This is a genomic window from Thioalkalivibrio nitratireducens DSM 14787, assembly GCF_000321415.2.
GTDB classification, from domain to species: domain Bacteria; phylum Pseudomonadota; class Gammaproteobacteria; order Ectothiorhodospirales; family Ectothiorhodospiraceae; genus Thioalkalivibrio; species Thioalkalivibrio nitratireducens.
In genome coordinates, this window is sequence record NC_019902.2 from 3,959,580 (window position 1) to 3,974,441 (window position 14,862).

10 protein-coding genes and 1 pseudogene are annotated in these 14,862 nt (G+C 66.0%); 6 read left to right on the forward strand and 5 right to left on the reverse strand.

What is annotated here, in order from left to right; all coding sequences use genetic code 11:
* The first annotated feature begins 27 nt into the window (after nt 1-27).
* From TVNIR_RS18100 to TVNIR_RS18110, 3 genes are all read left to right on the forward strand, one after another.
* Nucleotides 28-2,073: a M3 family metallopeptidase gene (locus TVNIR_RS18100; protein ID WP_043740914.1), complete on the forward strand. Its 2,046-nt coding sequence runs from the start codon at nt 28-30 to the stop codon at nt 2,071-2,073.
* A complete protein-coding gene (gene xth, locus TVNIR_RS18105; RefSeq protein ID WP_015260536.1) occupies nt 2,070-2,861 on the forward strand; it encodes an exodeoxyribonuclease III in 792 nt (263 codons plus the stop codon). Before TVNIR_RS18100 ends, xth begins: the two co-directional genes overlap by 4 nt.
* Nucleotides 2,862-3,234: 373 nt before the next feature.
* Nucleotides 3,235-4,452: an IS110 family RNA-guided transposase gene (locus TVNIR_RS18110; RefSeq protein WP_015260537.1), complete on the forward strand. Its 1,218-nt coding sequence runs from the start codon at nt 3,235-3,237 to the stop codon at nt 4,450-4,452.
* Between the two features lie 452 nt (nt 4,453-4,904).
* Here the strand turns inward: TVNIR_RS18110 and TVNIR_RS18115 are convergent, their stop codons facing one another.
* Nucleotides 4,905-5,420, reverse strand: coding sequence for a TIGR00645 family protein (locus tag TVNIR_RS18115; RefSeq protein ID WP_015260539.1), 516 nt, complete (start codon nt 5,418-5,420; stop codon nt 4,905-4,907).
* Nucleotides 5,421-5,476: 56 nt separating this feature from the next.
* Here TVNIR_RS18115 and ubiD point away from each other — a divergent pair, with 56 nt between their 5' ends.
* Nucleotides 5,477-6,952 (forward strand): 4-hydroxy-3-polyprenylbenzoate decarboxylase, encoded by a 1,476-nt coding sequence (gene ubiD, locus TVNIR_RS18120; protein ID WP_015260540.1) that lies wholly within the window; start codon nt 5,477-5,479, stop codon nt 6,950-6,952.
* A 323-nt stretch (nt 6,953-7,275) separates the two neighbouring features.
* Here the strand turns inward: ubiD and TVNIR_RS18125 are convergent.
* Together TVNIR_RS18125 and TVNIR_RS18130 are read right to left on the reverse strand one after the other, a co-directional pair.
* Nucleotides 7,276-8,491: pseudogene (locus tag TVNIR_RS18125) on the reverse strand (IS110 family RNA-guided transposase).
* 400 nt (nt 8,492-8,891) lie between these two features.
* On the reverse strand, nt 8,892-9,761 hold the full coding sequence (locus tag TVNIR_RS18130; RefSeq protein ID WP_083499504.1) for an NAD-dependent epimerase/dehydratase family protein: 870 nt from the start codon (nt 9,759-9,761) through the stop codon (nt 8,892-8,894).
* An 80-nt stretch (nt 9,762-9,841) separates the two neighbouring features.
* On the opposite strand from TVNIR_RS18130, the gene TVNIR_RS18135 reads away from it, so the two are divergent.
* Nucleotides 9,842-10,894 carry a CDP-6-deoxy-delta-3,4-glucoseen reductase gene (locus TVNIR_RS18135; protein ID WP_015260543.1) on the forward strand — a complete coding sequence of 351 codons (1,053 nt, stop codon included), beginning with the start codon at nt 9,842-9,844 and terminating at the stop codon, nt 10,892-10,894.
* A gap of 224 nt (nt 10,895-11,118) precedes the next feature.
* Here TVNIR_RS18135 and TVNIR_RS18140 read toward each other — a convergent pair whose 3' ends face one another.
* Together TVNIR_RS18140 and hemC are read right to left on the reverse strand one after the other, a co-directional pair.
* Nucleotides 11,119-11,973: a uroporphyrinogen-III synthase gene (locus TVNIR_RS18140; protein ID WP_015260544.1), complete on the reverse strand. Its 855-nt coding sequence runs from the start codon at nt 11,971-11,973 to the stop codon at nt 11,119-11,121.
* 2 nt (nt 11,974-11,975) lie between these two features.
* Nucleotides 11,976-12,908, reverse strand: a complete 933-nt coding sequence (gene hemC / locus TVNIR_RS18145; RefSeq protein WP_015260545.1) for a hydroxymethylbilane synthase — start codon at nt 12,906-12,908, stop codon at nt 11,976-11,978.
* Between the two features lie 250 nt (nt 12,909-13,158).
* Here hemC and argH point away from each other — a divergent pair, with 250 nt between their 5' ends.
* Complete coding sequence (argH, locus tag TVNIR_RS18150; RefSeq protein WP_015260546.1) at nt 13,159-14,589, forward strand: argininosuccinate lyase; 1,431 nt, start codon at nt 13,159-13,161, stop codon at nt 14,587-14,589.
* The last annotated feature ends 273 nt before the right edge of the window (nt 14,590-14,862 follow it).

Consider the following 14,862-nt stretch of genomic DNA (forward strand, 5'->3'; position numbering starts at 1 on the left):
CGTGAACCGATTTCGATGGGAGCCGCTGTGTCCAATCCCCTGCTTGCAACCGAGAATCTACCGGCGTTCCGCAGTATTCGGCCGGAACACGTCGAACCCGCGGTCGAACGAGTGCTCGCCGAGAACCGCGCCGCGCTGGCGGACCTGCTGAGCGCCCTGCCGGAAAGGCCCGGCTGGAACGACTTCGTCGTGCCTCTGGAGCAACTGGAGAACCGGCTCGATGCGGTCTGGTCACCGGTACGGCACCTGAACTCGGTGATGAACAGCGACGCGCTGCGTGCAGCGTACAACGCCTGCCTTCCGAAACTCTCGGAATACGCGAGCGAGTTGTCGCAGAATGCCGAACTCTACGCGGCGTTCGATCGCCTGGCGCGCAGCCCCGGCTTCGAGAACGAATCTCCGGATCGGCAGAAGCTCGTCCGCGATGCACTTCGGGACTTTCACCTGAGCGGAGTGGACCTTCCCGAGGATCGCAAGGCCCGCCTGCGCAAGATCGACGCGCGGCTTTCGGCGCTGACCGCGCGTTTCGAGGAGAACGTATTGGACGCGACTCAGTCCTGGACACTGCACCTGCCGGACGCAGGCCGCCTCGCAGGCGTCCCGGACTCTTCGCGGGCGATGCTGGCCCAGAACGCACGCGAACGGGATCTGGATGGCTATGTGATTACGTTGGATTTCCCGAGCTATCACGCGATCCTGACCTACGCGGACGATCGGGATCTGCGCGAGCAGGTCTACACGGCCTATGCGACCCGTGCCTCCGACCAGGGGCCGGACGCCGGGCGTTACGACAACAGCGAGGTGATGCTGGAGATCTTGCGGCTGCGCGAGGAAAAGGCGCGGATCACCGGATTCCCGCACCACGCAGAGCGCTCACTGGCCACCAAAATGGCCGATCGGCCTGAAACCGTTGAGCGTTTCCTGCAAGACCTCGCTGTGCGTGCGCGCCCGTACGCCGAAGCCGACCTGGCCGAAATGCGCGAGTACGCGGCGACTCGGCTGGGACTGACCGAACTGCAATCCTGGGACTACGGCTACATCGCCGAGAAGATTCGTGCCGACCGCCTGGGACTCAGCCAGGAAATGCTGAAGCCCTACTTTCCCGCCGACCGCGTCGTCGCCGGCCTGTTCGGTCTGGTCGAGCGCCTGTTCGGCGTGTCGATCACCGAGGACCCCAGCGTTGAAACCTGGCACGACGACGTACGCTATTTCGTGATTCGCGACCGCGCTGGAGCGGAACGCGCGGGCTTCTACTTCGATCTCTATGCGCGTTCCGCCAAACGCGGCGGAGCATGGATGGACGTCTGTCGCAGCCGTTTCGTCCACGGCTCCGTGCACCAGCTCCCGGTTGCCTACATGACCTGCAACTCGACCCCGCCGGTCGATGGTAAGCCTGCGCTGTTCACGCACGACGAGGTGATCACCCTTTTCCACGAGTTCGGCCACGGGCTGCACCACATGCTGACCCGCGTCGATCATCCCGAGATCGGCGGCATCAACGGCGTCGAATGGGATGCGGTGGAGCTTCCGAGCCAGTTCATGGAAAACTGGTGCTGGGAACGCGAGGCGCTGGATCTGTTCGCCCGGCACCACGAAACCGGCGAGCCGATGCCGGATGATCTCTTCGAACGCATGCTCGGCACCCGGCATTTCCAGAGCGCGCTGCAGCTGCTCCGGCAGGTCGAGTTCGCGCTGTTCGACATGCGCCTGCATTCCGGACCGGCGCCGGAAGCGACCAACGATGTCCAGCAACTCCTCGACCGCGTGCGCGAGGAGGTCGCGGTCGTCCGGCCACCGTCGTTCAATCGCTTCCAGCACGGTTTTGCGCACATCTTCGCGGGGGGATACGCCGCGGGTTACTACAGCTACAAATGGGCCGAGGTTCTGTCGGCCGATGCGTTCGCACGCTTCGAAGAGGAAGGGTTGTTCTCGCAGGAGGTCGGCAGCGCGTACCTGCAGGAGATTCTCGAGGTCGGTGCATCACGACCGGCGCTCGAATCCTTCAAGGCATTTCGCGGGCGCGAGCCCACGATCGACGCCCTCCTCCGCCACAGCGGACTGGAGGCCGCGTGAAGATTGCCAGCTGGAACGTGAATTCGCTGAAGGTGCGCCTGCCCCAGGTGCTGACCTGGCTGGAAACCCGAAGCCCGGACATCCTCGCGCTGCAGGAGACCAAGACGACCGACGAGGCGTTCCCGGTGGACGCGATCCGTGGCGCCGGATACGAAGTCGGGTATTCGGGCCAGAAGACGTACAACGGCGTCGCGGTTCTTGCACGCAGCCCGATTTCGGAGATGCTCACCGATCCCCCGGGGCTGGACGATGCGCAGCGCCGTATCCTTGCGGTGACGGTTGGCGGCATCCGCTTGGTGAACTTGTATGTGGTCAACGGCGAGGCGGTCGACTCCGAAAAATACGCATACAAGCTCGACTGGCTCAGGCGGGCGCAGCTGTGGCTGAAGGCGGAACTTGAGCAATACCCGCAGATGGTGGTGCTCGGGGATTTCAACATCGCGCCGGATGACCGCGACGTGCACGATCCGGAGGAATGGAGGGATCGCGTCCTATGCTCGGTCCCCGAGCGCGAAGCGCTGAAGGGCATCCTGGATCTCGGATTCGGTGATTGCTTTCGGGTCAGGGAACAGCCGGAAGCACAGTTCAGCTGGTTCGACTACCGGGCCGCGTCCTTCCGACGCAATCGGGGTCTGCGCATCGACCTGATCCTTGCAAGCCGAGAACTGTTGCAACACTGTCGCCACAGTTCGATCGACCTGGAACCACGCGGCTGGGAACGCCCCTCCGATCACGCTCCGGTTATCGCCGAGTTCGACCTGCCCGATCCGGGATCCGTGCCCGCCTAACTCTCATGCCCTCGGCCGCGAGGCACCCCGAAGGATGAAACTAGGATTATAAATCAGAGACATACGATTCTCGGGCGGCGTATTTTCACGCTAACTGTCATGCCGCCGGGCGCGCGGCACCCCCGATGATGAAAGATAATGGGCGTGCTGTCGCGTCGGGCTGAGGTCGCGATAATTCTTGATGGCGCCGGACCGCGCACGCTAACTCGACCCGCCGTCCCTCACTCGTACCCCGGATTGCCTGGCATGGCCTGGAAGGGTCATGGACAGCGCACGCTAAAAAGAGCCGTCGAGTCCCGACAGGCCGTTGAAGGACGGCGCCCTTGGCGACAGCACATCGTGAAGGATAGTGCGTTTGCCCGAGGAGGTCAGCATGGACATCACCCCGATTCACCGGCGCGTTGTCGGTCTGGATGTGCACCAGAGCAAGATCACGGCCTGTGCGCTGATCGAGCAGCCCGATGGCAGCGTGGCGGTGGAGCACCGGGAATTCGGGGGCTTCAAGCGCGATCGGCGGGCGTTGGCCGAGTGGGTTCGCGGATTCGACCCCGAGGTCGTGGTGATGGAGAGCACCGGGATCTACTGGAAGAGCCCCTATGCGGCCCTTGAGCGTGTGGGCGTCATGGCCTGGGTGGTCAATGCCCGTCACGCCCGAAACGTGCCTGGCCGCAAGACCGACCTCTCCGATGCCCAGTGGCTGGCCACGCTGGCCCGTGCCGGTCTGCTGCGGGCTTCGTTCATTCCTCCGGCCGAGATCCGCCATCTGCGCCTGATCGCCCGGCAGCGCCAGAAGCTGGTCGGGATGCTGGCCGCGGAGAAGAACCGGCTGCACAAGGTGCTGACCGATGCCGGGATTCGCCTGAACGTGCTGGTCTCCGACGTACACGGCGCGTCGGCACGGGCCATGATCAAGGCCCTGCTCGCCGATGCCCCCATGCACGCAATCCTCGACCTCGCCGGCCGCCTGCGGGCTTCCCGCGAAGAACTGTTCGAAGCCCTGCAACCGGAGGAACTGAGCACCAGGCACCGCTTCGTGCTCAACGAGGTTCTGGCGCACATCGAGTACCTCGAGGCCATGATCGCCCGCTTCGAACAGGAACTGCTTGCGGGTCTGGCCCCCTGGGAGCCGCAGGTGTGCCTGCTGGAAACCGTGCCCGGCATCGACCGCATTGGCGCCGCCATGCTGCTCGTCGAAATCGGTACCGACATGGCGAGCTTCGGCAGCGCCGAACGCCTCGCGTCCTGGGTCGGCATCTGCCCCGGCAACCACGAGAGCGCCGGCAAACGCAAAAGCGGACGCACGCGCAAGGGCAACGCCTGGGTCCGTCGCCTGCTGTGCGAGTTCGCGCAAGCCGCCTCCCGCACCCGCTGTGCGCTCAAGGACAAGTTTTCGGCCTTGTCCATCCGCAAGGGACACAAGCGCTCCATCGTGGCCCTGGCGCACAAGCTCCTGCGCATCGTCTACGCCATGCTCAATCATGCGGCCCCCTACCAGGATCGCACCGTCGATTACGAGGCTCTCGTCGTGCAGCGCAACGCGCCGCGCTGGCTGAAGATGCTGGAAAAGCACGGCTATCTCACCGCCACCTGAGCCGCCACACAGGCTCTTCGAGTCCCGCAAGCAGGCATTTGCGCACCGGCATGCGTCACGCCAGAATCTCGCTCGCCCCAACGTCAGGTTCTTTCACGCTAACTCTCATGGCACACGCGGCCACCCCTGAGGATGAAAGTGACGTAGGGCGGAAAAGGCCGAAGGCCGTCATCCGCCAGCCGGCGCCCGGGGTGCCGCGGGCGCCTGGGCACTGCGAACGCCATGTGGCGGATGACGCTGCGCTATTCCGCCCTACGGGACACCCGGAACGCGACGCGGGTTCTTTCACGCTAACTTCCATGGCCAGCGGCCACCCCGCAAGATGAAAGGGCGAGCCACGGAAAGAACCGACAGACACGGAAAAGGGTTCGATCCGTTTCATCTTCCGTGATTTCCGTGTTCTTCCTTGGCTGGATTTTCACGCTACGCTAAGCGGAAGCTCCGGACCCGATTCAGAGTCCCCCGGACTGCTCCTTGCTGTCCTTGCTCGCGATGTGGTCCATGATACCCATCAGCAACGCGGAGACGACGAAAGTCAGATGGATTATCACGTACCACAGCAGCTTGTCGTTCGGAATGCTGTCCAGGTTCATGAACGCCTTCAGCAGATGGATCGACGAGATCGCGACGATGGCGGCTGCCACCTTCAGCTTCAGCGAACCCGCGTCGAGCTTGTCGAGCCAGCCCATGCGTTTGTGCTCGGCGACGTTCAGCTTGCCAATGAACGTCTCGTAGCTCGAATACATCACCATCACGATCAGGCCCGCGATCAGCACGATGTCGATCAGAGAAAGCGCCACGAGGATCAGGTCCATCTCGCGGATCTCCAGGATCTGCGGCAGCAGGTGGACCAGTTCCTGGTAGAACTTGATCGCCAGCGCGAGCAGCATCAGGCTCAGGCCGATATAAATAGGCGCCAGCAGCCAGCGTGCGGCCAGCATCCCTTTCTCCAGGGCACGTTCCATCATCGGGTTTCGTCTCTCGCGGTTGGACAACGAGCCCCATTCTAGGACCTTTCGCGACCATGACCCAGCCCACGAAGTACCGAGACCTGCGCGATTTCCTCGGTCTGCTCGAGAGCCGAAACCAGCTGCGCCGGGTTACCGCCGAGGTCGATCCCCATCTCGAGATGACCGAGCTTTGCGACCGCGTGCTGCGCGCAGGCGGTCCGGCGCTGCTCTTCGAAAATCCCCGAGGGTCGGATATCCCGGTTCTGGGCAATCTCTTCGGAACGCCGGAGCGCGTCGCGCTGGGCATGGGTGCGGAATCGGTCGAGGCGCTGCGCGAGATCGGCCGTCTGCTGGCCTTCTTGAAGCAGCCGGACCCGCCGAAGGGACTCAGGGCCGCCTGGGAATCGCTTCCGGTCTTCCGGAAGGTGCTAGACATGGCCCCGAAGCGCGTACGCTCGGCGCCGTGTCAGGAACACGTGCTGGAGGGCGATGCGGTCGATCTGTCGCGGCTGCCGGTGCAGACCTGCTGGCCGGGGGACGCCGGCCCGCTGATCACCTGGGGGCTGGTGGTGACCCGTGGCCCCAACCAGAGCCGTCAGAATCTCGGCATCTACCGTCAGCAGGTGATCGGCCGCAACCGGGTCATCATGCGCTGGCTGTCGCACCGCGGGGGTGCGCTCGACTTCCGCGACTGGTGCCAGGCGCACCCCGGTGAACCGTTTCCGGTTGCGGTCGCGCTGGGCGCGGATCCAGCGACCATCCTCGGCGCGGTCACGCCAGTCCCGGACAGCCTGTCCGAGTACGCGTTCGCCGGGTTGCTGCGCGGCAGCCGCACCGAACTGGTGCGCTGTCTTGCTTCCGAACTCGAAGTCCCCGCGTCGGCGGAGTTTGTGCTGGAAGGACACATTCATCCCGGCGATACCGCAGCGGAGGGGCCATTCGGCGATCACACCGGGTACTACAACGAGGTGGACGAGTTTCCCGTGTTCTCGATCGACCGGATCACCCACCGGACCGACCCGATCTACCACAGCACCTACACCGGGCGGCCACCGGACGAACCGGCGATCCTCGGGGTCGCGCTGAACGAGGTCTTCGTGCCGATCCTGCAGAAACAGTTTCCGGAGATCGTCGACTTCTACCTGCCACCGGAGGGCTGTTCCTACCGTATGGCAGTGGTCAGCATGCGCAAGCAGTACCCGGGACACGCGAAACGGGTGATGATGGCGGTCTGGTCGTTCCTGCGGCAGTTCATGTACACCAAGTTCGTGATCGTGGTCGACGACGATGTGAACACGCGGGACTGGAAGGATGTGATCTGGGCGATCACCACGCGCATGGATCCGGCGCGGGACACAGTGCTGATCGAGAACACGCCGATCGACTACCTCGATTTCGCGTCACCGGTCTCCGGCCTGGGTTCGAAGATGGGCCTGGATGCGACCAACAAGTGGCCCGGCGAGACACAGCGCGAATGGGGCCGCCCAATCAGCATGGACCCGGAAGTGAGACAGCGCGTCGACGCCCTGTTGCAACAGTTGCATTTATGACGGGCTGCACGCGGATGACGAGGTCACTGCGGTACCCGGTCGTCCGTTCCGGGCCGCCGGGTCCGGCGCCTAAACGGTCACCTGATTAGCGTGAAAATACAGCCACGGAAGAACACGGACAACACGGAAAATGACGGGTATTCAATATCTTGCTCAATTTCCGCGTGCTTCCGTGTCCGATTTTCATCCTTCGGGGTGCCTCACCCCCGAAGACATGATCGTTAGCGTGAAAGAACCTGACGTTGGGGCGAGCGAGATTCTGGCGTGACGCATGCCGGTGCGCAAATGCCTGCTTGCGGGACTCGAAGAGCCTGTGTGGCGGCTCAGGTGGCGGTGAGATAGCCGTGCTTTTCCAGCATCTTCAGCCAGCGCGGCGCGTTGCGCTGCACGACGAGAGCCTCGTAATCGACGGTGCGGTCCTGGTAGGGGTCGCATGATTGAGCATGGCGTAGACGATGCGCAGGAGCTTGTGCGCCAGGGCCACGATGGAGCGCTTGTGTCCCTTGCGGATGGACAAGGCCGAAAACTTGTCCTTGAGCGCACAGCGGGTGCGGGAGGCGGCTTGCGCGAACTCGCACAGCAGGCGACGGACCCAGGCGTTGCCCTTGCGCGTGCGTCCGCTCTTGCGTTTACCGGCGCTCTCGTGGTTGCCGGGGCAGATGCCGACCCAGGAAGCCAGGCGTTCCGCGTTGCCGAAGCTCGCCATGTCGGTGCCGATTTCGACGAGCAGCATGGCGGCGCCAATGCGGTCGATGCCGGGCACGGTTTCCAGCAGGCACACCTGCGGTTCCCAGGGGCCAGACCCGCAAGCAGTTCCTGTTCGAAGCGGGCGATCATGGCCTCGAGGTACTCGATGTGCGCCAGAACCTCGTTGAGCACGAAGCGGTGCCTGGTGCTCAGTTCCTCCGGTTGCAGGGCTTCGAACAGTTCTTCGCGGGAAGCCCGCAGGCGGCCGGCGAGGTCGAGGATCGCGTGCATGGGGGCATCGGCGAGCAGGGCCTTGATCATGGCCCGTGCCGACGCGCCGTGTACGTCGGAGACCAGCACGTTCAGGCGAATCCCGGCATCGGTCAGCACCTTGTGCAGCCGGTTCTTCTCCGCGGCCAGCATCCCGACCAGCTTCTGGCGCTGCCGGGCGATCGAGGCGCAGATGGCGGATCTCGGCCGGAGGAATGAACGAAGCCCGCAGCAGACCGGCACGGGCCAGCGTGGCCAGCCACTGGGCATCGGAGAGGTCGGTCTTGCGGCCAGGCACGTTTCGGGCGTGACGGGCATTGACCACCCAGGCCATGACGCCCACACGCTCAAGGGCCGCATAGGGCTCTTCCAGTAGATCCCAGTGCTCTCCATCACCACGACCTCGGGGTCAAACCCGCGAACCCACTCGGCCAACGCCCGCCGATCGCGCTTGAAACCACCAAACTCCCGGTGCTCCACCGCCACACTGCCATCGGGCTGCTCGATCAGCGCACAGGCCGTGATCTTGCTCTGGTGCACATCCAGACCGACAACGCGCCGGTGAATCGGGGTAATGTCCATGCTGACCTCCTCGGGCAAACGCACTATCCTTCACGATGTGCTGTCGCCAAGGGCGCCGTCCTTCAACGGCCTGTCGGGACTCGACGGCTCTTTTTTAGCGTGCGCTGTCCATGACCCTTCCAGGCCATGCCAGGCAATCCGGGGTACGAGTGAAGGGCAGCGGGTCGAGTTAGCGTGCGCGGTCAGGCGCCATCAAGAATTATCGCGACCTCAGCCCGACGCGACAGCACGCCCATTATCTTTCATCATCGGGGGTGCCGCGCGCCCGGCGGCATGACAGTTAGCGTGAAAATGCAGCCACGGGCGCCCGGGTGTTGCGAACGCCGAGCGGCGGCTCACGCTTCGCTGCTCATCAGCCCGGCGGGGCCCCGCGAGTCGCGGGTTGTTCGTCTTCCCGCCCTCAGCGCCGTTCCCGATCGCCGCCGAGGCTCGCCTCGATGCCGCTGATCGCATCGTCGTAGCGCGGCGCCCAGTCCAGGGCCTGGCGCACCCGCGACGAATCCACCCAGCGCTGTTCGCGCAGGAAACTGGCCATCCCCGGATGGGCTGCGTAGTAGGCGTCGATATCGGGAATGCAGGGCGGCAGCACGACGCCGATCCGCTGCGCGACCGCCGTCGCGAAGTCGGTGCTGCTCATGTGCTCCGCGTCGGCCAGGTTGAAGAAACCGGTCGGCGCGCCACTCACGACGAGGCGCTGGATCACCGCGACGATGTCATCGCGGTGGATCCGGTTCCCTGGCGGACAGACCTCGGGACAGGGCAGCTCCAGCCCCGCCCGGATCGCCTCCTCCCGCAGCCGCCCGGGGCCGTAGATCCCCGGCAGCCGCAGGATTGCCCACTGCGTTCCCCAGCGTGACGCGGCCTCCACCAGCGCCTGTTCCGCATCGAGCCGGCGCAGTGCGCGTGGCGACGCCGCCTGCAGTGACGCCTCCTCGGTGACCACCGCACCGTGCTGGTTGCCATAGACGCCGGTCGTGCTCGCATACACGAACCGTTCGGGGGGCTCGGACTCCAGTGCCGCCAGAAGCCGCCGCAGGCGCGGATCACCCGCGCCGGATTTCGGCGGCGGTGCGAGGTAGACGATCCGCCGCGTGCCGGCACCATCCGCGCTCAGCGTCTCTGCGTCGAGATCCACCGGGCGAATCCTCGGGTCGTCGTCGGCCTGGCGCCGCCAGCCCAGCCACTGGACGCCCTCGCGATCCAGCGCCTGCCCCAGCGCATGCCCCACGTAGCCCATCCCGACGATCAGCACCGTGTCCTCCCCTGACATCCCCATCACACCCCGGCTTGTTTGCGTTCGCCCCCCGATTGTCGACAATTCGGGCTTCGTTCACCAGCGGGGATCACCGCATGGCGTTTCAGGTTACGGTACGGCCCGCGAACCACGTGTTCACGGTCGAAGACGGCGAGACCGTGCTCGACGCGGCGCTTCGCCAGGGCTTTGCCTTTCCGTACGGATGCCGCGACGGGGCCTGCGGCACCTGCCGGGGCCGGGTGCTCTCCGGCACGGTCGATTACGGTCCCCGCCGCCCCCCGGGGCTCAGTGACGAGAACGAGGCTGCCGGATTCGCGCTGTTCTGCCAGGCGGTGCCGGTCGACGATCTCGAGATCGAGGTGCGCGAGGTCGGTGCCGTACGTGATATCGCGATCAAGACCCTGCCGTGCAGGGTCGCATCGCGCAGCTTTCTTGCGCCGGACGTGGTCGAGCTGCGGCTGCAACTGCCGGCAACCGAGCGCCTGCAGTTCCTGGCCGGCCAGTACATCGACATCCTGTTGAAAGGTGGCGAGCGGCGCAGCTATTCGCTGGCGAACGCACCGCACGACGACCGTCACCTGGTGCTGCACGTCAAGAAGGTGCCGGGCGGCCGATTCTCCGACGCCGTGTTCCACGAAATGAAGGAGAAGGCGCTGCTGCGAATCGAAGGCCCGCTCGGCAGCTTCATCCTGGACGAGCAATCCGAGCGGCCCCGCCTGTTCGTCGGCGGCGGAACCGGGTTCGCCCCGCTGAAGGGCATGCTGGATCACCTGGCGGAACAGGGGCTGGACCACCCCCTCCACCTGTTCTGGGGCGCGCGCGACGCGCAGGGGATTTATGCGGCCGACTGGCTTCGCGAGCGAATCGCGCAGCACGGCGACCGCTTCCGGTTCACGCCGGTGCTGTCGGAGGCCACCGACCCGGAGGTAGCAGGTTTTCCGGCGCGCTCGGGCTGGCTGCACGACGCTGTCTGCGCAACCTATCCGGACCTTTCGGACTTCGATGTGTACATGGCCGGACCCCCGCCGATGATTCAGGCGGCGAAGCCCTGCTTTTTCGCGGCGGGGTTGCCGGAAGATCGCCTGTTCTACGACAGTTTCGAGCCCGCAGCCCAGCCCGTACCCGGCACCGACGCGGCCACCGTGTAGCAGCCTGTCGGACGCAGGCTGCGTTCCTCGCGTTCACGGTTCGGTTGGCGTTTCCCTTTGCAGACCCGCGCAGCTTCCCTGATCATCCGATGATGCTTGGCCCTTCGGCGGGAGCATCCGGCCTGACCGCGGCCTGCGGAGCGCACTGCCGCCTGGCGCGGATCCGCCCGGAACGGCGGTGGCCGCCGCGCCGTCCCCGTCAAGCGGCCATGTCCGCGGAAGTGTCATCCTGCGGACGGCTCGGACGGCTCGGACGGCTCGGACGGCTCGGACGGCTCCCGCTCGCCGCCTCGACCGGATGCGTGCAGTCGAAGCACAGCCGCGAGCATTGCGGTATCGGTGGGGTCGTCGGCGGTCTCGATCCGGCCGGCGAAACCCTCGTCCCGCGCCATCGCCGCGACGCGGGTGGCACCCGCCACCAGCGCGGTGCGCAGCAGCGCGACCTGCCCGGCTCTTCCGATCATCCGGCACAGGTTCTGCAGGCTCTCGCCGCTGGTCACCGTGATCGCGTCGACACGCCGGTTTGCCAGCGCCTGCCGCAGCGGTGTCGCGTCGATATCCGGTAGCGCCCGTCGGTAGGCCTCGGCGTAGACGACCTCGGCCCCCCGCTCGGTAAGGATCTCGCGCAGATGCGGGCGACCGCCGTCGCCGCGGAAGATCACGACCCGGCGCCCGCGTACCTGCTGCATCGCCGGTTCCTCCAGCAGTGCCTCGCTGTCGAACCGCGCCGCGGGCACGATCGTCGGGGCAACCCCGTGTTCACGCAACTCGGACGCGGTGCGCGCGCCGATGGCCGCGGCCGCAACCCCCTGTGGCCAGGCGCCGCGCTCGCGCAGCAGTGCCAGCACCCGCTGCACCGCGTTGGCGCTCACGAATACTGCGATGTCGAAGCCATCGAGGCCTGCGAGCACCGTGTTCAGCTGCGCCGGATCCGCGGGGCCCCGGATCTCGATCACCGGGAAACGGGTAACCTGTGCCCCCTGCGCCTCGAGCATCGTGCAGAATGGCCCGGCCTGAGCGGCCGGGCGCGTCACCACCACGTGCATCCCGGCCAGTGGCCCGACCCCTGCCTCGCCCATGGTCAACGCGCCTGCGAATGGGCCGCCGCGAGGAGTTCCCCCGCTCCCTGTGCCAGCAGATCGTCGGCCAGCGCGATCCCGAGTGTCTCGCCTGCTGCACGAGGCCCGCGGCGTTCCCCTCGCAGCATCCGGCTGCCGTCGACTGCGCCGACCAGGCCTCGAAGGTACAGTTCTTCGCCTTCCAGCACCGCGTGACACGCCAGCGGTACCTGGCAGCCGCCCTCCAGCCGGCGGTTGAATGCGCGTTCGGCCCGGACCCGGTCCGCGGTCGCCGCGTGGTTCAGCCCCGAGATAAGTTCGATGACCTCAGTATCTCCGTCCCGGCACTCGATCGCGATCGCGCCCTGACCCACGGCCGGCAGGCTGATTCCGGGTTCGATGCGCGCCCGGATCCTCTCCTCGAACCCCAGGCGCTTCAGCCCGGCGGCGGCGAGCAGGATCGCGTCGTAGTCCCCGGCATCCAGGCGTGCCAGCCGCGTATTCACGTTGCCGCGCAGGTCGGTGATCACCAGATCCGGGCGCCGCGCACGCAGCTGGCACTGCCGGCGCAGGCTGGACGAGCCCACCCGGGCGCCCTCCGGCAGCGCGTCGAGGTCAGCATGGTCGTTGGATACGAATGCATCCAGCGGATCCTCGCGTTCCAGGATCACCGGCAGCACGAGCTGTTCGGGAAGCTCCATCGGCACGTCCTTGACCGAGTGCACTGCGATATCGGCCCGATCCTCGAGCAGAGCCATTTCCAACTCCTTCACGAACAGCCCCTTGCCGCCGATTCGTGCCAGTGGCGCGTCCAGGATGCGATCCCCCTGCGTCGTCATCGTCACCAGTTCGACCTCGAGTCCCGGGTGCAGCCGGCGAAGCCCGCTGGCGACGTGCTCGGCCTGCCATACGGCAAGGGGGCTTTTTCGGGTTGCGATACGCAGCAGGTTCTTCATGGGAAATCCGAAATCGGGCCGCCGGGCGGCGTGGAATCGAACCCCAAATTATAGCCTCCAAATAACCATTCATGCCCCGGCGCCTGTCGGAGCCTGCGTTGCAGGCGAACACAGGGGCAGCGGGCGCGATTCGCCGTGTCGGGGTGGTCTTGCAGGCAACTGCCGCGCCCCCGGAGCCCCCGAACCTGCGGCTCGGGCCTTGAAATCCGGGTGATATACTGGGCTTCGCCCTGTTTTGCGAGACTGCGTGATGCCCCAGGAATCCCGTCCCGACGCGCCGGCCAACCCCGCTGCCAAACTCTGGGGAGGCCGTTTCAGCGAGGCTACCGATGCCTTCGTGGAAGCCTTCACCGCCTCGGTCGGCTTCGACCGGCGCCTCTATGCGCAGGACATTGCCGGCTCGATCGCCCACGCGACGATGCTGGCCGACGTCGGCGTGCTGACCCAAGCCGAGGCCGAGGCCATCCGCTCCGGACTCGAGGAAATACGGGCCGAAATCGAGGCGGACCGGTTCGACTGGTCGGTCGCCCGCGAAGACGTGCACATGAACATCGAGGCACGGCTGATCGACAAGATCGGCGAGACCGGGAAGAAGCTCCACACCGGCCGCTCGCGCAACGACCAGGTGGCCACCGATATCCGCCTGTGGCTGCGCGACGCGATCGATGCGCTGCTGGTCCAGTTGCGGCTCTACCAGCGCGGCCTGCTGGATCTTGCCGAGCGCGAGCATGCGACCGTCATGCCGGGCTTCACGCACCTGCAGACCGCCCAACCGGTCACTTTCGGCCACCACATGATGGCCTGGTACGAGATGCTGGAACGCGACGCCGAGCGCCTGACCGACTGCCGGAGCCGGGTGAATCGTCTGCCGCTGGGTGCGGCCGCGCTGGCGGGTACCGGCTATCCGCTCGACCGCGAGATGACCGCGCGCCTGCTCGGCTTCGAAGGGATCTGCCGCAACTCGCTGGACGCGGTCAGTGACCGCGACTTCGCGATCGAATTCACCGCGAGCGCGGCGCTGATCATGATGCACCTGTCGCGCCAGGCCGAGGAACTGATCCTATGGACCAGCGCGCAGTTCGCGTTCATCGACCTGCCGGATCGCTACTGCACCGGCTCCTCAATCATGCCGCAGAAGAAAAACCCGGACGTGCCGGAACTGGTGCGTGGGAAGACCGGCCGCGTCTATGGGCACCTGATGGCGCTGCTGACGCTGATGAAGGGCCAGCCACTCGCCTACAACAAGGACAACCAGGAAGACAAGGAACCGCTGTTCGACACCGTCGACACCCTGGCCGGCAGCCTGCGCGCGTTTGCGGACATGGTGCCGAACCTGCGGGTGAATGCAGACCAACTGCTGCAGGCGACCCGCCGCGGCTTTGCCACCGCCACCGACCTCGCCGACTACCTGGTCGGCAAGGGACTGGCGTTCCGCGATGCGCACGAAGTGGTCGGGCGCGCGGTCTGGCTGGCGTCGCAGCGCGGCTGCGACCTCGCGGACCTGGAACTCGATGAGTTGCGCGGCTTCGATGCCCGGATCGGCCCGGAGGTGTACGAGCTGCTTACCCCCGAGGGTTCCGCTGCCGCGCGCGACCTGCCCGGTGGAACCGCCCCCGCACAGGTTCTGGCGCGGATCGCCGAGGCCCGGGAACACCTCGCGCGAGTCGCACCGGCAACCTGACACGATCAGCGCCGCGCCCGCCCGCCCAACCTCAGACCCCGGCCCATCGCCAATGCCTGCGGCACAACCTACGGCGGCTACGGCGGTTGTGGTAGGGCGGAAGAGGCCGAAGGCCGTCATCCGCCGCCCCACGCCGGCGTTGCCGCGGCTGTGGGTGCTGGCTACTCCAGTTCCCGCGTAGGTTGTGCCGACGCAGCAACGTTGTGCCTGCGGTACAACCTACGGCGGCTACAGCTGGTTGTGGTAGGGCGGAAGAGGCCGAAGGCCGTCATC

What these genes read in the sequence shown, in the direction of transcription:
- TVNIR_RS18110 (WP_015260537.1), top strand. Translation starts at nt 3,235, where the DNA reads ATGGACATCACCCCGATTCACCGGCGCGTTGTCGGTCTGGATGTGCAC.
- TVNIR_RS18115 (WP_015260539.1), bottom strand. Translation starts at nt 5,420, where the DNA reads ATGATGGAACGTGCCCTGGAGAAAGGGATGCTGGCCGCACGCTGGCTG.
- ubiD (WP_015260540.1), top strand. Translation starts at nt 5,477, where the DNA reads ATGACCCAGCCCACGAAGTACCGAGACCTGCGCGATTTCCTCGGTCTG.
- TVNIR_RS18130 (WP_083499504.1), bottom strand. Translation starts at nt 9,761, where the DNA reads ATGTCAGGGGAGGACACGGTGCTGATCGTCGGGATGGGCTACGTGGGG.
- TVNIR_RS18135 (WP_015260543.1), top strand. Translation starts at nt 9,842, where the DNA reads ATGGCGTTTCAGGTTACGGTACGGCCCGCGAACCACGTGTTCACGGTC.
- TVNIR_RS18140 (WP_015260544.1), bottom strand. Translation starts at nt 11,973, where the DNA reads ATGGGCGAGGCAGGGGTCGGGCCACTGGCCGGGATGCACGTGGTGGTG.
- hemC (WP_015260545.1), bottom strand. Translation starts at nt 12,908, where the DNA reads ATGAAGAACCTGCTGCGTATCGCAACCCGAAAAAGCCCCCTTGCCGTA.
- argH (WP_015260546.1), top strand. Translation starts at nt 13,159, where the DNA reads ATGCCCCAGGAATCCCGTCCCGACGCGCCGGCCAACCCCGCTGCCAAA.